The organism is Mesorhizobium sp. B4-1-1 (assembly GCF_006439375.1).
Lineage (GTDB): Bacteria > Pseudomonadota > Alphaproteobacteria > Rhizobiales > Rhizobiaceae > Mesorhizobium.
Window position 1 is genome coordinate 36,362 of record NZ_VFTH01000025.1, and the last position, 19,086, is coordinate 55,447.

General features: G+C 65.2%; 19 protein-coding genes. 9 read left to right on the plus strand and 10 right to left on the minus strand.

What is annotated here, in order from left to right; genetic code table 11:
• Positions 1–9: 9 nt before the first annotated feature.
• Positions 10–993 carry an iron exporter MbfA gene (mbfA, locus tag FJW10_RS26135; RefSeq protein WP_140645921.1) on the minus strand — a complete coding sequence of 328 codons (984 nt, stop codon included), beginning with the start codon at positions 991–993 and terminating at the stop codon, positions 10–12.
• 179 nt (positions 994–1,172) lie between these two features.
• Here mbfA and FJW10_RS26140 point away from each other — a divergent pair, with 179 nt between their 5' ends.
• Together FJW10_RS26140 and FJW10_RS26145 are read left to right on the plus strand one after the other, a co-directional pair.
• The gene (locus FJW10_RS26140; protein ID WP_140902229.1) at positions 1,173–1,496 is read left to right on the plus strand and encodes a hypothetical protein; all 324 of its coding nucleotides are present in this window, start codon (positions 1,173–1,175) and stop codon (positions 1,494–1,496) included.
• Between the two features lie 112 nt (positions 1,497–1,608).
• A complete protein-coding gene (locus FJW10_RS26145) occupies positions 1,609–2,586 on the plus strand; it encodes a threonine/serine dehydratase (RefSeq protein WP_140902230.1) in 978 nt (325 codons plus the stop codon).
• 15 nt (positions 2,587–2,601) lie between these two features.
• Here FJW10_RS26145 and FJW10_RS26150 read toward each other — a convergent pair whose 3' ends face one another.
• Positions 2,602–3,489, minus strand: a complete 888-nt coding sequence (locus tag FJW10_RS26150) for a LysR family transcriptional regulator (RefSeq protein ID WP_140902231.1) — start codon at positions 3,487–3,489, stop codon at positions 2,602–2,604.
• A gap of 116 nt (positions 3,490–3,605) precedes the next feature.
• Between FJW10_RS26150 and FJW10_RS26155 the strand changes: the two genes are divergently transcribed.
• The 3 genes from FJW10_RS26155 (at position 3,606) to FJW10_RS26165 (ending at position 6,834) form a co-directional block, all read left to right on the plus strand.
• Positions 3,606–4,352, plus strand: coding sequence for a glucose 1-dehydrogenase (locus tag FJW10_RS26155; RefSeq protein WP_140834764.1), 747 nt, complete (start codon positions 3,606–3,608; stop codon positions 4,350–4,352).
• A 95-nt stretch (positions 4,353–4,447) separates the two neighbouring features.
• Positions 4,448–5,848 carry a mercuric reductase gene (locus tag FJW10_RS26160; RefSeq protein WP_140902232.1) on the plus strand — a complete coding sequence of 467 codons (1,401 nt, stop codon included), beginning with the start codon at positions 4,448–4,450 and terminating at the stop codon, positions 5,846–5,848.
• A 68-nt stretch (positions 5,849–5,916) separates the two neighbouring features.
• On the plus strand, positions 5,917–6,834 hold the full coding sequence (locus FJW10_RS26165; RefSeq protein ID WP_140902233.1) for an NADP-dependent oxidoreductase: 918 nt from the start codon (positions 5,917–5,919) through the stop codon (positions 6,832–6,834).
• Between the two features lie 365 nt (positions 6,835–7,199).
• Here the strand turns inward: FJW10_RS26165 and FJW10_RS26170 are convergent, their stop codons facing one another.
• The 5 genes from FJW10_RS26170 to FJW10_RS26190 all read right to left on the minus strand — a co-directional run bounded on the left by FJW10_RS26170 (position 7,200) and on the right by FJW10_RS26190 (position 12,373).
• Positions 7,200–8,225, minus strand: a complete 1,026-nt coding sequence (locus FJW10_RS26170) for a hydroxyacid dehydrogenase (protein ID WP_140709396.1) — start codon at positions 8,223–8,225, stop codon at positions 7,200–7,202.
• A 443-nt stretch (positions 8,226–8,668) separates the two neighbouring features.
• Positions 8,669–9,805: an ABC transporter permease gene (locus FJW10_RS26175; protein ID WP_140902234.1), complete on the minus strand. Its 1,137-nt coding sequence runs from the start codon at positions 9,803–9,805 to the stop codon at positions 8,669–8,671.
• A complete protein-coding gene (locus FJW10_RS26180) occupies positions 9,802–10,722 on the minus strand; it encodes an ABC transporter ATP-binding protein (protein WP_140834758.1) in 921 nt (306 codons plus the stop codon). The genes FJW10_RS26175 and FJW10_RS26180 overlap by 4 nt, the downstream gene beginning before the upstream one ends.
• The gene (locus FJW10_RS26185; RefSeq protein WP_140902235.1) at positions 10,719–11,672 is read right to left on the minus strand and encodes an HlyD family efflux transporter periplasmic adaptor subunit; all 954 of its coding nucleotides are present in this window, start codon (positions 11,670–11,672) and stop codon (positions 10,719–10,721) included. The genes FJW10_RS26180 and FJW10_RS26185 overlap by 4 nt, the downstream gene beginning before the upstream one ends.
• The gene (locus FJW10_RS26190) at positions 11,669–12,373 is read right to left on the minus strand and encodes a DUF1956 domain-containing protein (protein ID WP_140902236.1); all 705 of its coding nucleotides are present in this window, start codon (positions 12,371–12,373) and stop codon (positions 11,669–11,671) included. Before FJW10_RS26190 ends, FJW10_RS26185 begins: the two co-directional genes overlap by 4 nt.
• 90 nt (positions 12,374–12,463) lie before the next feature.
• Between FJW10_RS26190 and FJW10_RS26195 the strand changes: the two genes are divergently transcribed.
• Both FJW10_RS26195 and FJW10_RS26200 read left to right on the plus strand, forming a co-directional pair.
• Positions 12,464–12,937 (plus strand): CYTH domain-containing protein, encoded by a 474-nt coding sequence (locus FJW10_RS26195; RefSeq protein WP_140902237.1) that lies wholly within the window; start codon positions 12,464–12,466, stop codon positions 12,935–12,937.
• Positions 12,934–13,866, plus strand: coding sequence for a CHAD domain-containing protein (locus FJW10_RS26200; RefSeq protein ID WP_140902238.1), 933 nt, complete (start codon positions 12,934–12,936; stop codon positions 13,864–13,866). The genes FJW10_RS26195 and FJW10_RS26200 overlap by 4 nt, the downstream gene beginning before the upstream one ends.
• Positions 13,867–14,040: 174 nt before the next feature.
• Here FJW10_RS26200 and FJW10_RS26205 read toward each other — a convergent pair whose 3' ends face one another.
• The gene (locus FJW10_RS26205) at positions 14,041–14,826 is read right to left on the minus strand and encodes a helix-turn-helix transcriptional regulator (protein WP_140902239.1); all 786 of its coding nucleotides are present in this window, start codon (positions 14,824–14,826) and stop codon (positions 14,041–14,043) included.
• A 113-nt stretch (positions 14,827–14,939) separates the two neighbouring features.
• Here FJW10_RS26205 and FJW10_RS26210 point away from each other — a divergent pair, with 113 nt between their 5' ends.
• Both FJW10_RS26210 and FJW10_RS26215 read left to right on the plus strand, forming a co-directional pair.
• Positions 14,940–15,791, plus strand: a complete 852-nt coding sequence (locus FJW10_RS26210) for an ATP/GTP-binding protein (protein WP_140902240.1) — start codon at positions 14,940–14,942, stop codon at positions 15,789–15,791.
• Positions 15,792–15,962: 171 nt separating this feature from the next.
• Positions 15,963–16,889, plus strand: coding sequence for a DMT family transporter (locus FJW10_RS26215; RefSeq protein WP_140902254.1), 927 nt, complete (start codon positions 15,963–15,965; stop codon positions 16,887–16,889).
• 9 nt (positions 16,890–16,898) lie between these two features.
• Here the strand turns inward: FJW10_RS26215 and FJW10_RS26220 are convergent, their stop codons facing one another.
• The gene (locus FJW10_RS26220; protein WP_140902241.1) at positions 16,899–18,620 is read right to left on the minus strand and encodes a SulP family inorganic anion transporter; all 1,722 of its coding nucleotides are present in this window, start codon (positions 18,618–18,620) and stop codon (positions 16,899–16,901) included.
• Between the two features lie 133 nt (positions 18,621–18,753).
• Positions 18,754–19,023, minus strand: a complete 270-nt coding sequence (locus tag FJW10_RS26225) for a helix-turn-helix transcriptional regulator (protein ID WP_067328683.1) — start codon at positions 19,021–19,023, stop codon at positions 18,754–18,756.
• Between the last annotated feature and the right edge of the window lie 63 nt (positions 19,024–19,086).

Genomic DNA, 19,086 nt, shown 5'->3' on the forward strand with positions numbered 1-19,086 from the left:
AGGGAAAACCTAAGCGTTCCCGATCAGCACGCCCGCCCCGAACACCAGCGCGCCGCCCAGCACCACCTGGAAGGCGGCGCGCCAGAACGGGGTCTGCATGTAGCGGTTCTGGACGAAAGCGATCGCCCAGAGCTCGAAGAACACCACCACAGCCGCCACGGCGGTGGCCGTCCAGAAGTGCGGGATCAGATAGGGCAGCGCGTGGCCGAGGCCGCCCAGCGAAGTCATCAGGCCGACCGTCAGCCCGCGCTTGATCGGCGAGCCGCGCCCCGACAGCTTGCCGTCGTCGGAGGCGACCTCGGTGAAACCCATCGAAATGCCGGCGCCGATCGAGGCAGCGAGGCCGACCAGAAGCGTCTGCCAGGTGTCGTGCGTGGCGAATGCCGCGGCGAAGATCGGCGCCAGCGTCGACACCGAACCGTCCATCAGCCCGGCCAGCCCCGGCTGCACATAGGTGAGGATGAACTGGCGCTGCTCGGCGCTCGCCTCCTCGACCTTGACCGTGCCCGGCACATGCTCCTGCTCCAATTCATGCGCCGAGCTCTCATGGCCCTGCTCGGCCACGGCGAGATCGTCGAGCAGCTTTCGCGTCGAAGCGTCGGTGGTGCGCTTGGCCGCCTCCACATAGAAGCGATAGGCCTGCTGCTCCATGGCCTCCGCCTGGCGCCGCACATGCTCGATGCCGAGCGGCTTCACCAGCCAGTCGGGCTTGCGCTCGAAATAGCCTTTCACATGTTCGCGCCGGATCAGCGGGATGCGCTCGCCGAAGCGCTTGCGGTAAAGCTCGATGAGCGAATCGCGATGGCCGTCCTCTTCCTCGGCCATCGCCTCGAACACTTTCGCCGATTGCGGAAAGTCCTGCGCCAGGCCATCGGCATAAGCGCGGTAGATGCGTCCGTCATCCTCCTCGGAAGAGATCGCCAGCGCCAGGATCTCCTGCTCCGACAGTGAATCGAACGAGCGGCGGCCGAAGCCGAAAACACGGGAAAGCATGATGGGATCACTCTAGTTTAGAATTGTTCTAAACTAGGATTTTGATTGCCGGACGTCAATTGCGAACGGCACGGGCTGCGGGCGCGAATGGGTGATCCAGCGGAACCCGGCCAACTCTTCATTATTGCCGAATGTTTGCCTATATAGCTCACAACCGCCAAAATTGAAGGAACCCCGGCATGACGAACAAAAAGCCCCCACACGCATTTGACGGCAAACCGGTTCTCGATCTCATCGCCAGCATCGAGGCCGACCTGCAGCGCCTGAAGGGTCTTGTCGAAGAACAGCTCGAGAAATTCGACCCGGCCAACCCGCACAACAAGACGCCGGATGGCAAGCTGACCGAGGAGGGCGCCGAGTGCTGCTACCGCATGTTCGACGAAGGCAAGTCGCGTTACACCGTCGCCCAGCAGATGAAGATTTCGTTCGCCGCCGCGACACACCGCTTCAACAACTGGCGCAAGCTGGGCGGCAGCAAAAGGACGAGGACGCTGCTGGGGTGAGGCGCGCCGGGCGCCACTCTCCCAACCTTGTAACCATCACATTTTTTCGTTGGCGTGCCGCCGCATTTTCCGTGCAGCATGGCCGAACCCATCCTTCGCGAGAGCAACGCCCATGACCACCGAGCCCGGCATCGCCGATATCCACGCCGCTTCGGCCCGGCTTTCCGGCCTGATCGTCGAAACGCCGCTGATCGAGTCGCCCGAGCTCAACAAGCGCTATGGCGGCCGCATCCTGTTCAAGCCCGAGACGCTGCAGCGCACCGGCTCCTTCAAGTTCCGTGGCGCCTACAACAAGCTGTCCTCGCTGAGCGAGGAAGAGCGCAGCCGCGGCGTCGTCGCGTACTCCTCCGGCAACCACGCGCAAGGGGTCGCGGCGTCGGCCGCGATGTTCGGCGTCAAGGCCGTCATCGTCATGCCCGCCGATGCGCCGGCCATCAAGATCGACAATGTCCGCAAGCTGGGCGCCGAGGTGGTGCCCTATGATCGCTTTCGCGAAGACCGCACCGTCGTGGTCCGGCCCTATGTCGAAAGCGGCATGGTGCTGGTGCCGCCTTATGACGACCCGGCCATCATCGCCGGCCAGGGCACGATTGGCGTCGAACTGGTCGCCCAGGCGAAGGCGCTCGGCGTCAGCCTCGATGCCGTCGTCATCCCTTGCGGCGGCGGTGGGTTGAGCAGCGGCATTTCGATCGCCGTCAAGGATGCTTCGCCGGCCACATCGGTCTGGATAGCCGAGCCCGAGCATTTCGACGACACCAGCCGTTCGCTGGCCAAGGGCGCCCGGCTTGGCAACGAGCCCGGCCATGCCTCGATCTGCGATGCGCTGCTCGTCGCCGAACCGGGCACGCTCACCTTCGAGATCAACCGCAGGAACCTGGCCGGCGGCATCGCCGTGTCCGAAGACGCGGTCAGGCAGGCGATGCGCGACGCCATGGCCCATCTCAAGCTGGTGGTCGAGCCGGGCGGCTCGGTCGGCCTGGCGGCGGTCTCGTCGGGCAGGATCGACCTTGCCGGCAAATGCGTCGCCGTCGTGCTCTCCGGCGGCAATGTCGATCTGGGCACCTATGCCGGGATCATGGCGGCTGCATAAAGCGGCGCGCCGCGGTCATCCGGTTACCAGCGCCTGTTCCAGATAGTCGGTGAAGGCACGCGCCTTCCGCGAAGGACGCCGTCCGGCGGGAAAGACCACATAAGCCGTCATCGGTTCGAGCCTGTAATCGGCCAGGATTTCGACCAGTGCGCCGGAAGCAAGCTCGCTCGCGCACATCCATGTCGAGGCGATGCCGATACCGAGGCCCGCGCTCGCACAGGCGACGACACCGATGGCCGAACGGGTCTGCACGCGCGGAATAACTGGCTGAATCTCGGTCACGCCATCGTGCTGCGCCGTCCAGGTCTGGTCGCCTCCGTCGCCGGGCCCGCCGATCAGGTGGTGCTGGCCGAGGTCGGCGAGGCATTTCGGCGTGCCGCGGCGGGCAAGGTAGGCCGGTCCCGCAACGAACAGGCGCCGGGTCGTTGCGAGCTTGCGCGTCACGAAGCTTGAATCCGGCTGGTTGCCGAGACGAAGCGCCATGTCGGCGCCTTCGGTGATCAAATTCTCGTACCGGTCGGACATCATCAAATCGATCTTGAGCAGCGGATGCCGTTCGAGGAAGGCAGGCAGCAACGGCACGATCTGTTTGACGCTATAGGTCGTAGGCAACGCCACGCGCAGCGTGCCGGACAGCCGGTCCGCGCCGCGCGCCGCGTTCTCTGCCTCCTCGATGCCGGCAAGCGCCTCGCGCGCCCGCGAAAGCAGCGCCTCGCCGGCATCGGTCATGGACAGCTGGCGCGTGGTCCTGGTGAGCAGCTTGACGCCGAGCCGCTCCTCGAGCGCCGCGATCGTGCGCGAGACGGAAGGCTGCGTCAGCCCGAACTCGCGGGCCACCTTCGAGAAATTGCCGGTCTCGACGGTGCGGACGAAGATCGCAAGTTGCTGGAGCCGGTCATTCATACGGCCTACGTATATATCATATGAGGTTCACCGGGCTACTGGGCCTGCTGCGCATGATTTACCTCTTCGGCAACGCCGCGATTGGTGGCGTTTCGCAGAATTGAAGGAGAAAAATCATGGACGAGCTGAAAGGCAAGGTGGCGATCGTCACGGGCGCTTCGAAGGGCATCGGCGCGGCAATCGCGCGGCAGTTGGCAAAAGCGGGCGCCGCGGTGGTGGTAAATTACGGTTCGAGCAAGGAAGACGCGGACAAGGTGGTCGGCGACATCCTGCGCGACGAGGGCAAGGCGGTGGCGATCCAGGCGGATGTCAGCAAGGGCGCCGACGTGAAGCGGCTCTTCGCCGAGACGAAGGCTGCCTTCGGCACGCCCAGCATCCTCGTCAACAACGCCGGCGTATACCGTTTCGGGCCGCTGGAGGAGGTGACGGAAGCCGAGTTCCATCGTCAGTTCAACACCAACGTGCTGAGCACGATCCTGACGACACAGGAAGCGGCAAAAGCATTTGACGGCCACGGCGGCAGTATCATCAACCTCAGCACCATTTCGAGCACCAATCCCGTGCCGAACTCCGTCGTCTATTCGGCCTCCAAGAGCGCGGTGGATACCATCACCAGGGCGCTCGCCAACGAACTCGCCACCCGCAAGATCAGGGTCAATGCGATCGCCCCGGGCATGACGGAAACCGAGGGCCTCGCGGTCGCCGGCATCGAAGGCGAAACCGCCAGGACCATCGGCGCGTCCTTGCCGATGGGCCGGATGGGAGTGCCGGACGATATCGCCCGCGTCGCCGTCTTCCTGGCGTCCGACCAGTCAGCCTGGCTGACCGGCGAACGCATCACCGCTTCCGGCGGGCAGCGCTGACTGCCGGACCCAAAAGTCTTGCAGCAGCCAGATGGACACATCCGCCTGCTGCAAGATGTGTCATTATTGTTTTTGGAATGCAGCGGAGAAAGCTCATGCCCCAATCAGAGCATTTTGATTTCGTGATCCTCGGCAGCGGCCAGGGTGGCAAGGCGCTTGCATGGCATCTGGGCCGATCCGGCCAGCGCGTCGCCGTCGTCGAGCGCCGCTGGGTCGGCGGCTCCTGTCCCGCCGTCGCCTGCATGCCCAGCAAGAACGAGGTTTGGAGCGCAAGGGTCGCGTACCTGGCCCACAACGCCGGCCAGTTCGGCACGTCGACCGGTCCCGTCTCGACCGACATGGCGAAGGTCCGGCGGCGAAAGCAGGAGATGATCGACCGCGAGATCGCCTTTCACCTCGATGCCTACAAGAGCAGCGGCGCGGACTTGATCATGGGCAGTGGCCGCTTCATTGGCGAAAAGACAATCGAAGTTGCGCTGAACGAAGGCGGCACGCGGGTGCTCACCGGTGACAAGGTCGTCATCAATGTAGGCACGCACGCGGCGATCCCAGGCATTCCCGGTCTCCAGCAAGCTCAGCCGCTCACCCATATCAGCGCGCTCGAGCTCGACATCCTGCCGTCGCATCTCCTCGTGCTCGGCGGCGGTTATGTCGGGCTGGAACTGGCGCAGGCCTATCGACGCTTCGGCAGCCGGGTGACGGTGATCGAAGCCGGGCCTCAGCTTGTCGGCCGCGAGGACCGCGACGTCGCCGACGAGATGCGGAAACTCCTCGAGGGCGAAGGCATCGAATTCTTTGTCGGCGCCGAGCCGCTTGGCGTGCATGGCCGTTCAGGCGAACAGGTCGGCGTGACCATACGCACGGCTTCCGGCGAGCTGACGATCGAGGGAAGCCATCTGCTCGCCGCCGTGGGCCGCGTGCCGAACACCGCCGGCATTGGCCTCGAAGAGGCCGGCGTGGCGCTCGACGGCCGTGGTTTCATCCGCGTCAACGAGCGGCTGGAAACAAGCGCGCCCGATGTCTGGGCGCTCGGCGAAGGCGCCGGCAGCCCGCAATTCACGCATGTCTCGGTCGACGACTTCCGCATCGTCAGGGACAATCTGGCCGGCGGCCATCGCACGACGCGCGACCGGCTTGTGCCCTACACCATGTTCACCGATCCGCCGCTTGCCCGCGTCGGCTTGAGCGAAGGCGAGGCGCAGCGCCAGGGCGTCATTGTCCGTGTCGCCAGGTTGCCGATGAGCGCGGTGCTGCGCACGGAAGCGACGGACGAAAAGCAGGGCTTCATGAAGGTGGTCGTGGCCGGCGATGACGACCGTATCCTCGGCTTCACCATGATAGGCTCCGAGGCAGGCGAGGTGCTGGCGGCGGTGCAGACGGCAATGCTGGCGAACCTGCCTTATCCGAAGCTGCGCGATGCCGTCATCACGCATTTGACGATCGCGGAGGGACTTGGCCCCCTGCTGGCGAACGTGCCGCCGAGGTCCGGGCAATAAATCGGAAGCTTTGTGTCGGCGTCGGCTTTCAGACAGCTGAACCATCCAAATGACCGGGGAAAAATATCATGAAGGCTATCGTGGTGACGGACCAGGCCGCGGGAACGGCCGGGATGACGCTGATGGAGCGCCCCGAGCCGCAGGCAGCGATAAACGACGTCATCGTTCAGGTTCATGCGTCGGGATTCGTCACGACCGAGCTGGCGTGGCCCTCGACCTGGACCGATCGCCGCGGTGGTGACCGAACACCGTCGATCCCCGGCCACGAGCTGGCCGGCGTGGTCACCGCTCTCGGCTACGGCACGACGGGATTGTCAGTAGGACAGCGGGTGTTCGGCCTCGCCGACTGGTATCGCGACGGCACCCTGGCGGAATATATCGCCATCGAGGCCCGCAACCTCGCGCCGCTGCCTGGCGACGTCGACTTCACGGTGGGCGCGAGCCTGCCGATCTCGGGCCTGACGGCGTGGCAGGGACTGTTCGAGCACGGCCGCCTTCGGGCCAGGCAGAGCGTCCTTGCGCATGGCGCAGCCGGCGCGGTCGGGTCGATGGTAACGCAACTCGCGCGAGAGGCCGGCGCCTACGTCGTCGGCACCGGACGCGCCGCCGACCGTCAGGCGGTGCTCGACTTCGGCGCCAAGGAGTTCGTCGACCTCGACAACGACGCCCTGGAAGACGCCGGCAAAGTCGATCTGGTGTTCGACGTCGTCGGCGGCGACATCGGCAAGCGGTCCGCGGGCATGGTTCGGCCCGGAGGAACGCTGGTGTCCGTCGTCGGGCCGGTCGAGGCGCGGCCCGCCGACGGCCTGGCGGTCGACTTCGTCGTCGAGTCCGATCGCGCCCAGCTGAGCGAGGTCGTCCAGCGGGTGCGGGACGGTCGACTGCGGACGAACATCGGCAACGTCTCGACCCTCGACGATGCCGTCGCCGCCTTCAGCCCCACCGAGCGACGCAAGGGGAAGACGATCATCCGCGTTCGTCCGTGAGGACTTGGGGACGGCGAATGGTCTCTGCCCTCCTCGTGGATAGAACGTGCCGTTCCTCGATGTCCGGTTCTGGCCACAACAAGGCCGTTCGAGCCACTCTCGCTCGCCCCTTGCAATTGTCCTTCGCCCCCAATCCAGCGGCGGTGAGGGGCTTTCAAGTTGCCGCGCGGTTGGACCCGCTTTGGGCCGAGAGAAGACTGGCGGGTTTCGGGCTGCGAATCTGCGAGAGCTGACATTCAGGTTAGGTCGGCATCGTTCGAGACATGACCCGACGCCGAAACATGGAAGCACGCGACGCAATCGAGTGCAGCCTTGCGGGTACCTCAATCGAGGAAGGGATTGGGCATTCACGCAGCCTCCTGAAATCACACGTCGCCGAGCAAGGCCGCACTCGTGCGCTGCTTGGCTTGCGGGTTGACGATATCGGCTTGTCCTTCGCCGCTCATCATCGCCCACAGGTTCTTGGCCGCATGCCAGCCGATGGCTTGAGTTCCTTCAGTCGTCCAGGCGGCGACATGCGGCGTGCACAAGACGTTGGGCCGCGAAAACAGCGGATCGTCGGTCTTCGGCGGCTCCTGGTCGAACACGTCGAGTGCTGCACCCGCGATTTGGCCATTGGCCAGCGCTGCTCGCAGGGCCGCGTAGTCGATCAGCGATCCGCGCCCGGTGTTAACGACAATGGCTGAGGGTTTCATCTTCGCAAACGCGGCGGCGTTCAGGATGTGATGGTTATCCGGGCTCGGCGTTGCGTGCAGCGTCAAGAAGTCGGATTGCTTCACCAGAGTGAAGAAGTCTACGAGTTCGATACCCGGAGGCGCTTCCTTAAGGAAGGGATCATAGGCCAGGATGCGAGCCTCCCAGCCCGACAGCCGTTGCGCCACGCCACGGCCGATGCGGCCGAGGCCGAGGATGCCGACGGTGGCGCCGCGCAGCGTAGCGCCATGTGTCAGGCCGCGCCACCCGCCACGCCGCATGAATTCGGGCGTCCACGTGCCGAGTTGCTTGGCAACAGCCAACATTAGGGCGACCGCGTGCTCGCTGACCGTAAAGATTTGAAAGTCGTTCGGCGTGCTGGAAACCAGAATGCCGTGCTCTGTTGCGGCGTCGATATCAATGCTGTCAACGCCAATGCCATATTTCGAGATATAGCGCAGATCCGGAAGCGCCTGTAAGACGCTCCGGGTGATGCGGGTGCCGCTTGCCCCCATCAAGGCGACACAGCCCTGTGCCTTGGCAATCAGCTCATCCTCGGTGAAGCGCTTGAACGGCATTTCCCAGAGCGCATTGCCGAAAATGACGTTGACCCCACGCTCGCGCAACCAGTCCAGCGAGGCGTCAGTCGGGTCGTAGCGTTCAAATGCGAGAACGCTGGGCAAGTCTTGAGCGCTCATGATGGTGCGATCTCCTCAGATACCTTCGAATTGTCCCGACGGAACAGTTCTTGTCGATTCAATCCGCGTCGCAGATGCGCTGGCAGGTATTGGACGGCTGCGCGCGCCTTGCCCCGCTTTGGCTTGGCAGCGGCTTGAGCGCTCAACCGCGATCGCTGGCAACGCATCTTCAGCATTCTTGTTTCCAGCACACAGCCCAAGCCTCGCACACGACCTTCCAAAAAAATAGTGCAGCATAGGTCCTGCATCTGATACGCGTCAGCAATGACGGCTTTTGGGAAACAGCTGCATCACCCGAAACGTCTGAACGGAGGCGCAAAGCAGCCATTGCCTGGCTCGGGGCCTGATCCGGCTTAGAACATGCCGTTCATCGATGTCCGGTTCTGACGACAACAAAGGACCGTCTCGACCCACTCCCGCTCGCCCCGCGTTGTCCTCCGCCCCTAATCCAGCGTCCGCCTGAACCGCACCAGGGCCACGCCGGCAAACAGCGCCACGAACACCACCAGCCAGCCGATCTCGGTCGCCACCGCCGGCAGTTGCGCGCCCTTCAGCATCACCGCGCGGGTGATGCGCAGAAAATGTGTCAGCGGGAAGATCTCGCCAAAAGTCTGCGCCCAGCCCGGCATGCCGCGATAGGGGAACATGAAGCCCGACAGCATGATCGAGGGCAGGAAGAAGAAGAAGGTGAGCTGCAGCGCCTGCATCTGCGTGCGGGCGATGGTCGAGATCGTGTAGCCGAGCAGCACCAGCGACAGCACGAACACCAGCACCGCCGACAACAACAGAGAGAGCGAGCCGGTGAAGGGGATGGCAAACAGAAGCTTCGCCGCGGCCAGCACCACCACCACTTGCACCGCGCCCACAACCAGATAAGGCAGCACCTTGCCGAGCATGATTTCCAGCGGGCTCGACGGCATGGCCAGAAGGTTTTCCATCGTGCCGCGCTCGGTCTCGCGCGTCAGCGCGATCGAGGTCATCATCACCATCGTCATCTGCAGGATGACGCCGAGCAGGCCGGGCACGATGTTGTATTGCGAGATGCCCTCGGGATTGTAGCGCCGGTGCACGACGACATCGAGCTGGCCCCGCGCCGCCTCCTTGGCGGTCTCCTGCGTGCCTTGCGCCCTCAGCAGCGCCTGGCCGGCCACGGTGCTCAGCGTCGAGATCGCGCCGCTGGCCACCGCCGGATCGGTGGCGTCGGCCTCGATCAGGATCTGCGGATTGTCGCCGCGCTCCACCCGTCGGGCGAAATCGGCGGGAATGGTGACGACGAAGGAGACATCGCCGCGCGACATCAGGAATTCGGCTTCCTCGGCACTTTGCGCGACATGGTCGAAGCGGTAGTAGCCCGTCGTCTGCAGCGCCGAGACCATGGCGCGCGTATAGGGATCGCTGCTGGTCGCCACAAGAGCTGCCGGCAGGCTCTTCGGGTCGTTGTTGATCGCATAGCCGAACAGCACCAGCTGGATCAGCGGCACGCCCAGCATCATGGCGAAGGTGATGCGGTCGCGCCGCATCTGGATGAATTCCTTGATGAGCAGCGCGCCGAGCCTGGCGAAGGAGAAGACCGCGTTCATGCCATGTTGTCCTTCGAGCCCGACATGAACTGGATGAACACATCCTCGAGGCTTGTCTCGCCGGGCTTCACCGTGACGCCCTTATGCTCCTTCTCGACATCGGCGAGCGCCTTTTCCAGCGCCGCCTTGTCGGAACCGACGACATGCAGCGTCGCGCCGAACGGCGCCACCTGGTCGACGCCGGGACGGCCCTGCAGCGCCTCGGCCACCTGGTCGAGCCGCGGTCCCTGCAGCACGAAGGTGGTCAGCCCGGCATTCTTCACCACCTCTTCCACTGTACCGGTGGCGAGCATCTTGCCGTAGGAGATGTAGCTGATGCGGTGGCAGCGTTCGGCCTCGTCCATGTAGTGGGTGGAGACGAGCACGGTCAGCCCGCCGCCGGCCAGCCGATGGATCTCGTCCCAGAACTCGCGCCGCGCCTTCGGGTCGACGCCGGCGGTCGGCTCGTCGAGCAGGAGCAGCTTCGGCTTGTGCATGATGCAGGCGGCCAGCGCCAGCCGCTGCTTCCAGCCGCCGGAAAGCGTGCCGGCCAGCTGGTCGCGACGGCTCGTCAGGCCGAGCTCCTGAAGCGTGCGCGCGACATATTCCTCCACCGGCCTCAGCCGGTAGAGCCGCGCCACGAATTCGAGGTTCTCGCCGATCGTCAAATCCTCGTAGAACGAAAACTTCTGCGTCATGTAGCCGACTTCGCGCTTGATCTTGAGCGCGTCGCTGCGGATGTCGAAGCCCAGCACCGTGCCGTCGCCTTCGTCCGGCGTGAGCAGCCCGCACATCATGCGGATGGTCGTCGTCTTGCCCGAGCCGTTCGGCCCGAGGAAGCCGACGATCTCGCCCTCGGCGACCGTCATCGTCACATGGTCGACGACGGTCTTGTCGCCGAAGCGCTTGACCAGGCCGCGAACGTCGATTGCGTTCATTGCCCGAGATCCGCGAGATCGACATCGACGATCTGGCCGGGCTGCAAGGGCCCGGCATTGCCGTCCGGCCGCGCCTCGACCAGATAGACCAGCTTCTGCCGGTTCTCGAGCGAATAGATCACCGGCGGAGTGAATTCGGGATCGGGCGAGACATAGCTGACGCGTGCCTTGAGTCCCGTCCCGCAGCCGTCGCAATGGACGTTGAGCTCGGTGCCGACCTTGACCGACGAGAAGGCGCTTTCCGGCACATAGACGCTGAGCTTCACGGCGCCGTCCGGCAGCACCGAGATTACCGGCGCGGTCGGCCCGGCTGTGTCGCCGGGATTGCGGATGACGTCGTTGACGCGGCCGGGCGAGGGCGCCGTCAGCACCCGCTTCGACAGCCGCCACTCGGCCTGCTCCAGGGTCGACTGCGCCTGCTTGACCTGGTTGTCGGCGGCCTTGATGGTCTCGGCCCGCGCCGGCAGGTTGCCGACGGCGAGATTGGCTTCCGCCTGGCCGACCTGGGCCGTGGCCGTCTCCAGCGAAGCCGAGGCGGTGTCGTAGTCGGCCTGGGTGCCGGTGCCGCGCTTGTAGAGATCGCTCGCCCGGTCGTATTTGCGTTTGGCGTCGGCCGCCTGGGCTTTTGCCATGTCGACCTCGGCCTTGAGCACCGCGATTTCCTCGGGGCGCTTGCCGACCTGCAGGTCGGCAAGCTGGGCCTGCGCCTGCGCCAACGCGGCCTGCGCTTGCGTGACCTCGATCTTGGCGTCGGCGTCCTCGAGCGTCGCCACCGGCGTGCCGCTCTCGACGCGGTCGCCGCGCCTGACCGTCACCGTCGCCACCTGGGCCACTTCGATCGGTGCCATCAGCACATATTCGCCTTCGACATAGCCGACGGCCAAGGGCGCCGCCGGCGCGCAGGCGCCGAACAATTGGGCCGCGAGCGGCAGCGAACAGAGAAAGCTCATGATTTGCCCTTCTTGCCGGCGGCCGGCCCGCGCGCCGCCAGCATTGCCCTGAGGTTGTCGGTTGCGACCGCCGCCACCTTGGCGGCCTCTTCATTGCCGATCTCGCGCCAGCCCATCCGTCGCATCACCGCTTCGCGGCCGATGCGGAAATAGATGACCTGGCCGATCATGGTGAAGACGGTGAGTTTGGTCGCCTCGCTCTCGGCCGGCTCGCCGGTCGCCTGTTCCCAGATATGGCACAGCCGCCGGTGCGTCGGCTCGAACACGCCCGCATAGATGCGATCGAGCGCGGCGGTCGGATGCGAGAGCTCGCGAAGTACGAATTGTACGATCTCGCCGGCCTGCGGACTGGCCACGACGAAGCCCACCATCCGCTCGAGCGCTGCGAAAAGCTGGGCGCGGGCGGCTTCGGGCTCCAGTGGCGCGGCGGCCTGGGCGCCGCCCAGCGCCTGGCCGGCGATCCTCTGGATGGTGTCGACGATAAAATCGGCGGCGGCGGCGCGCAGGCCTTCCTTGCCGCCGAAATGATAGGCGATCGAGCCGATATTGGCCTTGGCCTCGGCCGCGATCTCGCGCGTCGAGGTGCCGTCGAAACCTTGCCGCCCGAACAGCTTGAGCGCCGCGTGCACCAGTGCCGTTCGCGTTTGCTCTGCGGTGGTGGACTCGCGCGGCTGCCTTTTTATGCCTGGTTGCCTGTTCATACTCCGATTTTGATCAATCGATTGATTAAAGTCAAGTTTGACTCCGAGTCGGCTTGCCTTCCCGGCCCTCACAGGCTTTAGTGCCCGGCCATGGGCAAGGAAGTCGAGCGTAAGTTCCTGGTCTCCAGTCCGGCTTGGCGCGACAGGGTCGAGGCGGAAATCCGCATTCGCCAGTTCTATGTCGCCGCGCAGCCCGGCCGCACGGTGCGCGTGCGCATCTCAGACGGGCGCTCCGCCAGGCTGACGCTGAAGTTCGGCGACAGGGCGCGCGAGCGCGACGAGTTCGAATATTCGATCCCGCTTGCCGAGGCCGAGGAGTTGATGGCGTTTGCCGTCGGACGTGTCATCGAGAAGACACGCCACCATGTTAGACACCGCGGCTATCTCTATGAAGTCGATGTTTTCGGCGGAAAGCTCGCGGGGTTGGTGATCGCGGAGCTGGAGACGCCGGAGGACGTATCCGACGAAATGCTGCCCGACTGGCTCGGTCGCGAGGTCACCGGCGAGTCGAGATTTTACAACGCGTCGCTGGCCCTTGGGGGGATTCCGGAGATCGTCGCATGAGCTTCCGCATCGATCCGCGCTTGCCGCTGACCGGCGAGGTCAGGCGCATATTGGCCGACGAGATCGGGAAGGCAATCGCCCATCTCGAGATGGCGCGCGAGAAGCCGGAGCAGGGGCTGCACAAATGCCGCAAGCGGCTGAAGAGCGTGCGCGCCTTGCTGCGCCTGGTTCGTTCCGGCGACGAACCGTTCTGCCAGACCGAGAACGAATGTTATAAGCAGGTATCGGCGCTGCTGGCCGGGCCGCGCGAGGCAACCGCCTTGATCGAAACCGTCGATCGCCTGGCCGATGCCTTTCCGGAGCAATCCGCCGGCGGCGGCCTCGATCCGGTGCGCGAGCGGCTGGTGCTGCGCCAGCATGAGCTCCATGCCGGCCCCGGCCTCGATGCCGCCATCAATGCGGCCGTAGCCGCCTGCCGTGAGGGCCTGGAGCGCATCGACAGGCTGGCCATGCCCGATCAGCCGGAACAGGCCGCCGACATCCTCGCCGACGGCGCCCGCGCCACCTTGCGGCGGGCCAAGAAAGCGCTCGACAAGGCGGAGTCGCGCGGCGAGAACGAGGATTTTCACGACCTGCGCAAGGCGGCCAAGACGCATTCCATGCATCTGTCGCTGCTCGGCCGCCTGTGGCCGACGCCGATCAAGGCGCGGCGCAAGGCGGTCGACAAGCTCGGCGAGCAGCTCGGCGAATTGCACGACGTCTTTGTCATGCGCGCGCTGCTCGACGCCGATGGCGAGCCGCTCGGCCCCGCCGATGACACGAAGCTTCTGCGCAAGCTCTTGAAGCGCTCCGAAAAGAGCCTGACCAAGGCCTGCCTCGCCGATGCCGCTGACCTGTTCGGCGACAGTCCGAAACGCTCGGCCAAAAAACTCGCCCGCAAGGCGCGCGACGATCTCGCCGCGCCGCAGGAAGAAGCGAAAGCGGCGTGAAGCCCTTTCCTTCTCCCCTTGTGGGAGAAGGAGGATCGGCGCGTAGCGCCGAGACGGATGAGGGGTGCTCCAGCTTGGCCAACGCGCTCGTCTAAAGCCGCAATCGCCAACGTCTCATTCCCTGGAACACCCCTCATCCGTCGCCTTTCTCCTGCAAGGGGAGAAGAGGGAGAGCTACGCCGGCAGCGCCCGTTTCTCCTTCGCCGCTCGCGCTCCCGCATCGCGCGGATGCGGCCCGATCGGCATGATCGCCGGAAAGGGCGTCGCGCCGAAAGCAAAGGTCCATTTGTAGCCGGTGAGCTGGTCCTCCGGCGTGGTGTGCTGGTCGTGGTGGGCAAGCAGCCTGGCGCGTTCGGCGAGCTCCTCGGCCTCGCGCCGCAGCATCTCCGCCGTTTGCGGCCGCATCCGCCTGGAAAAGCTGATGAAGGTCGCGCCCTGCTCCATATGGCCGAGCGCCCAGCCGACGAAATTCTTGTTGGTCATCTCGAAATGCGGCTTCAGCGGTCCCTCGAAATCCCACTGGATCGGCGTGTCGACGAGCAGCCTTGCCGACAGGCCGCGCCCCAGCGCCACCAACCCGAGCTCCTCGAGATCGCGCAGGTAGAGGAACATCGAAGCTTCGCTCAGGCCCTGCGAGCGCATGATGCCTTCGGCCGTGAATTTCTCCGACAGCATGATGAAGACGAAGAGCAGCGCCGGCCGTGCCGCCAGGCGGCGCTCGATCTCCGGCCCGACGCGGTTGGCCGGGCCCGGTCCCCGGTTCATCGCGCCGAGCACGTTCTCCAGCTCGACATCGGCGGCCGCGCAGATCTCCATCAGCCGGTCGAGCTTGCAGTTCCGCTCGTGGAAGATGCGCTTCACCGTCGGCTCGGAAATGCCCATGCGTTCGGCCAGCGTCCGGTAGGTCAGGCCCTTGGCCCTCAGCGTCCGTTTCAGCGCCTCGAAGATCGGACCGTTCATGGAATGCGCCTCGTTCATCCGATTTGGTATCGAAAAACGATACTAGTCTTGTTCCGACTTCCAGGAAAGTATCGAAAATCCTAGCTCTCCGTCGTCATTACAGGAGAGCACCCATGAAACGTCTCATCGCCTCAACCATCGTCGCAACGATCGCCGTGTCCGCCGCGCAGGCCGGCGAACTCTGGCGCGCCACCGGCTTCCAGCAGCCGGAATCCGCGCTTGTCGATGCCGCCCACAACCGCATCGTCGTCTCCAACATCGCCGGCAATCCCGGCGACGCGGACGGCAATGGCTACCTGTCGCTTCTGTCGATGGACGGCAAGGTCATCGCTCGCCACTGGGTGGACGGCATGGACGCGCCCAAGGGCATGGCGATCGCCAGTGGCAGGCTCTACGCCGCCGACATCACCAAGGTGCGCGTCGTCGACCTCGCCAGCGGCAAACTGGTCGAGACAATCGACGTGCCGGGCGCCGTGTTCCTCAACGACATGACGCAGGACAGCGCCGGCAAGGTCTATGTCAGCGACATGCTGGCCGACACGATCTATCGCATCGACGGCGACAGGCCGGAATTGTTCGTCAAGGACGCGCTGCTCGCCTCGCCCAATGGCGTATTCGCCGATGGCGGCAGGCTGATCGTCGCGTCCTGGGGCAAGGGCATCGACAAGACCGATTTCAGCACCGCCGAGCCGGGCGGCCTGCTGTCGGTCGACCTCGCCACGAAGAAGGTCACGCCGCTGGCGGGCGCTCAAGAATTCGCCGACCTCGACGGTGTCATCGCCATTGGCGACACCATCTACGCCACGGCCTACATGACCGGCACGCTTTACAGCTACAAAACAGGCGGCGCGCCGGAAGCGGTGGCGCACTTCAAGCCCGGCAGCGCCGACATCGGCACCGACGGCAAAAAGATCTTCGTGCCGCTGATGGGCGAAGGCGAGGTCGTGGCGCAGTCACTGGATTGAGCACGTCGCGGCGGAGAAGCCTTGAACCGCCGGCGGGACAGCGTTTCGCATCTCGGCACTCAGCGGCGAGGCGATTTTTCGCCTCGCCAATCGCGATTGGACCGCCATGTCGGTGGCGGCTGCCATCTGGTTTCGCCGCTTGCTCCGCACTATCCGGCTCCCATCCGTCATCTGAGCGAAGCCGTGAAGACATCCAGCCCGACCGGCGCCGTTTCGCCGATGATCCCCGTGTTCATATGCGCTCTGGCGATCTTCCTGCTCTCCGGCATGGATGCGGCCATGAAGTCCCTGGCCCTCGCGGTCGGCGTCTACAACACGCTGCTGTGGCGCAGCCTGGTCGCCACGTTGGTCGCGGGCGCCGCCTGGTCGGCAGGGTCGCGCTCGAAGCCGACCCTTCCGGTGCTGGGCCTGCATGCCTTGCGCGCCGCGATTGTCGGTATCGTCCTGGTCTTGTTCTTCTGGGGTCTGGCGAGGCTGCCGCTCGCCGAGGCGATCGGGCTCAGCTTCGTCGCGCCGCTGTTTGCGCTTTTCCTCGCGGCATTGTTGCTGGGCGAACGCATAAGGCGGCAGGCGGTCTGGGCGTCGCTGGCCGGCATGGCGGGCGTCGCGATCATGCTGGCCGGCAAATTCGGGGCGGCAAGCCATTCGCAAGATGCCCTGCTTGGCACGGCCGCGGTGCTCGTATCGACGGTGTTCTACGCCTACAATCTGATCCTCTCCCGGCAACAGGCGCTGCTGGCCAGGCCGGTCGAGATCATGCTGTTCCAGAACCTGTTCGTCGCGATCATCCTCGGTCTCGCAGCACCCTGGCTCGCGGTTGCGCTGCCGAGCGATCTCTGGCTTCCTTTGGGCGCGGTGGCGCTGCTGTCGCTCGCCGGGCAATTTTTGATGAGCTGGTCCTACGCCCGTGCCGAGGCGCAATATCTGATCCCGACCGAATACTCGGCCTTCATCTGGGCGATCGCGCTTGGCTGGTTCTTCTTCGGCGAGACGGTGGCCTGGACCACGCTGACAGGGGCATGCCTCATCGTCGCCGGCTGCCTGATCGCCGCGCGCGCCAATCCGAAGCTTGCCGAGCCGATCGAAGCGACCGTTTGAGCAAGGGGCCTACGCCGTCGCCGCTTTTCCGCCCAGTTGCGCCCGCGCGTCACGGATCGAGGCGGCATAGGTCACCAGCGGTCGCTTGACGCCATGGCTTATCAGCGTGCGCCTGACTTGCGACGAGGCGCCCGCGATAATGAAGCGTCCTCCGGCGCGCCTGGCCTTGCGCACGGTGCTTTCGATGACGTTTGCCGCGGTCGAATCGAGGAAGGGCACCGCCGTGCAATCGAGGATGAAGTTCCTGCGCTGGTCGGCGATACGGTCCAGCACCGCGGCAACCGTTGCCGCAGCGCCGAAGAAGAAGGCGCCGGAGATGCGGTAGATGACGGTGTCCGGATCGGTGGCGGCGGCGAGGTCATAGGCAACGCGCCCGCCATTTGCGTCGTCGGCGCGGTCGTCCGTCACCGACGGGACGTGCGCCTCCACCTCGACCGAACGTGCCATCCGCCCGATGAACAGCAGCGCGCCCAGCGCGAAGCCGATCACGATGCCGGTGGTGAGGTCGCGGAAGATGACAAGTCCGAAGGTGACCAGAAGCACCAGGGCGTCGCCCCAGGACGATCGGATCAGCGCCAGGAAGGCTGGCTTCTCCACCATGTTCCAGGCCACCGTGGCCAGCACCCCGGCAAGCGCCGCCAGCGGGATATAGCTGGCAAGCGGCGCAGCCACCAGCATGAACAGCAGCAGGAAGGCGGAATGGAATATTCCCGACAACGGTCCATGCGCGCCGGCGCGGATGTTGGTTGCCGTGCGCGCGATCAGTCCGGTCACGCAGATCCCGCCGAAGAGCGCCGAGCCGATATTGGCGATGCCCTGTGCTACCAGTTCGCAGTTGGAGCGGTGCCGTCGGCCGGTCATACCGTCCGCGACCACGGCGGAAAGCAGCGACTCGATCGCTCCCAGCAGGGCGAAGGAAATTGCATCGGGTACCACGGAGATGAGCTTCTGCGCATCGAGCGGCGGTAGAGTCGGGTCCGGCAACATCCGCGGAATGCCGCCGAATTGCGTGCCGATCGTCTCCACGGGAAGACCAAGAGCCGTCGCGGCCAGCGACGCCGCGGCGACCGCGATCAGTAGGCCCGGCCAGGAGGGCCGCCAGCGCTTCAAGGCCACGATGATCCCTATCGTCAGCGCGGCGACGGCAATGGCCGCCGGATTTGCTGTCCCGGCAGCCTTGCCGAGCGCGATAAGCCGCGGCAGCGGGTCGCCTGGCTCCTTGCCCGGCAGCGTCAGGCCGAACAGGTCGTGCAACTGGCTGGACAGGATGATGACGGCGATGCCGGCTGTGAAGCCGACCGTTACCGGATAGGGGATGAACTTCACATAAGCGCCGAGCCTCAGATACCCGGCCGCGATCAGCAAGACACCGGCCATGAGCATCGCCAGGATCAGTCCGTCGACGCCGTGCCGGTCGACCGTCGAGGCCACGACCACGATGAAGGCGCCGGCGGGCCCGCCGATCTGGAACCGGCTGCCGCCAAGCGCGCCGACGATGAAGCCGCCGATGATCGCCGTGAACAAACCGCGCTCCGGCCCGACATGCGAGGCGATCGCGATCGCCATCGACAGCGGCAGAGCCACGATGGCGACCGTCAGGCCGGCGATTACATCGGCCCTCAGCTGCCTGAGGTGGTAGCCCTCGCGCAGCACGGTCACCAGCTTTGGCGTGAACAGCTCGGCGAACGTCGGCCGCGCCTGATGGTGAATTGCCCGCCGCGCCCGATCCATGAACTGCTTCCGCTCCACAGGGCGGCGGGATCGTCGGCTGCATGTCGGCGGTCGCCGTCGCGATAACCGTTGCGACGCTGCATCGCGCTGCCCGAAACCGGCTACGGTTTCCGGGGGCGGATGCAGTTGCGGCTCAGCCCTGCGGGTTCTGCGCCACGATGGCCTTGAGGCGTACGCCCCTGCCGCCGCGTTCGCTGGTCTGGTTCTCGCCGATCAATTCCACCCCGACCTCATCGAGGGCCTGGATGACCTTCATCAGCGTGTCGACGACGCCTCGCACGACGCCCTCGCTCGCCTCCATACGCTGTATCGTCGGAAGCGAAACTCCGGCGCGCTCGGCGAGCGTTCGCTGGTCGATACCGGCCAACGCTCTTGCGGCGCGCATCTGCGCAGCAGTGATCATCGGCCAGAACCTATGTCTGAGTCTGCGGTGTCAATGGATAATATAAACATCCTGATGTTTCAA

Excerpts from the sequence above, each read along its gene's own strand:
- FJW10_RS26145 (WP_140902230.1), top strand. The coding sequence starts at position 1,609 with ATGACCACCGAGCCCGGCATCGCCGATATCCACGCCGCTTCGGCCCGG.
- FJW10_RS26205 (WP_140902239.1), bottom strand. The coding sequence starts at position 14,826 with ATGAACGGTCCGATCTTCGAGGCGCTGAAACGGACGCTGAGGGCCAAG.
- FJW10_RS26175 (WP_140902234.1), bottom strand. The coding sequence starts at position 9,805 with ATGAACGCGGTCTTCTCCTTCGCCAGGCTCGGCGCGCTGCTCATCAAG.
- FJW10_RS26165 (WP_140902233.1), top strand. The coding sequence starts at position 5,917 with ATGAAGGCTATCGTGGTGACGGACCAGGCCGCGGGAACGGCCGGGATG.
- FJW10_RS26170 (WP_140709396.1), bottom strand. The coding sequence starts at position 8,225 with ATGAGCGCTCAAGACTTGCCCAGCGTTCTCGCATTTGAACGCTACGAC.
- FJW10_RS26155 (WP_140834764.1), top strand. The coding sequence starts at position 3,606 with ATGGACGAGCTGAAAGGCAAGGTGGCGATCGTCACGGGCGCTTCGAAG.
- FJW10_RS26180 (WP_140834758.1), bottom strand. The coding sequence starts at position 10,722 with ATGAACGCAATCGACGTTCGCGGCCTGGTCAAGCGCTTCGGCGACAAG.
- FJW10_RS26150 (WP_140902231.1), bottom strand. The coding sequence starts at position 3,489 with ATGAATGACCGGCTCCAGCAACTTGCGATCTTCGTCCGCACCGTCGAG.
- FJW10_RS26185 (WP_140902235.1), bottom strand. The coding sequence starts at position 11,672 with ATGAGCTTTCTCTGTTCGCTGCCGCTCGCGGCCCAATTGTTCGGCGCC.
- FJW10_RS26225 (WP_067328683.1), bottom strand. The coding sequence starts at position 19,023 with ATGATCACTGCTGCGCAGATGCGCGCCGCAAGAGCGTTGGCCGGTATC.
- FJW10_RS26210 (WP_140902240.1), top strand. The coding sequence starts at position 14,940 with ATGAAACGTCTCATCGCCTCAACCATCGTCGCAACGATCGCCGTGTCC.
- FJW10_RS26220 (WP_140902241.1), bottom strand. The coding sequence starts at position 18,620 with ATGGATCGGGCGCGGCGGGCAATTCACCATCAGGCGCGGCCGACGTTC.
- FJW10_RS26195 (WP_140902237.1), top strand. The coding sequence starts at position 12,464 with ATGGGCAAGGAAGTCGAGCGTAAGTTCCTGGTCTCCAGTCCGGCTTGG.
- mbfA (WP_140645921.1), bottom strand. The coding sequence starts at position 993 with ATGCTTTCCCGTGTTTTCGGCTTCGGCCGCCGCTCGTTCGATTCACTG.
- FJW10_RS26160 (WP_140902232.1), top strand. The coding sequence starts at position 4,448 with ATGCCCCAATCAGAGCATTTTGATTTCGTGATCCTCGGCAGCGGCCAG.
- FJW10_RS26200 (WP_140902238.1), top strand. The coding sequence starts at position 12,934 with ATGAGCTTCCGCATCGATCCGCGCTTGCCGCTGACCGGCGAGGTCAGG.
- FJW10_RS26190 (WP_140902236.1), bottom strand. The coding sequence starts at position 12,373 with ATGAACAGGCAACCAGGCATAAAAAGGCAGCCGCGCGAGTCCACCACC.
- FJW10_RS26140 (WP_140902229.1), top strand. The coding sequence starts at position 1,173 with ATGACGAACAAAAAGCCCCCACACGCATTTGACGGCAAACCGGTTCTC.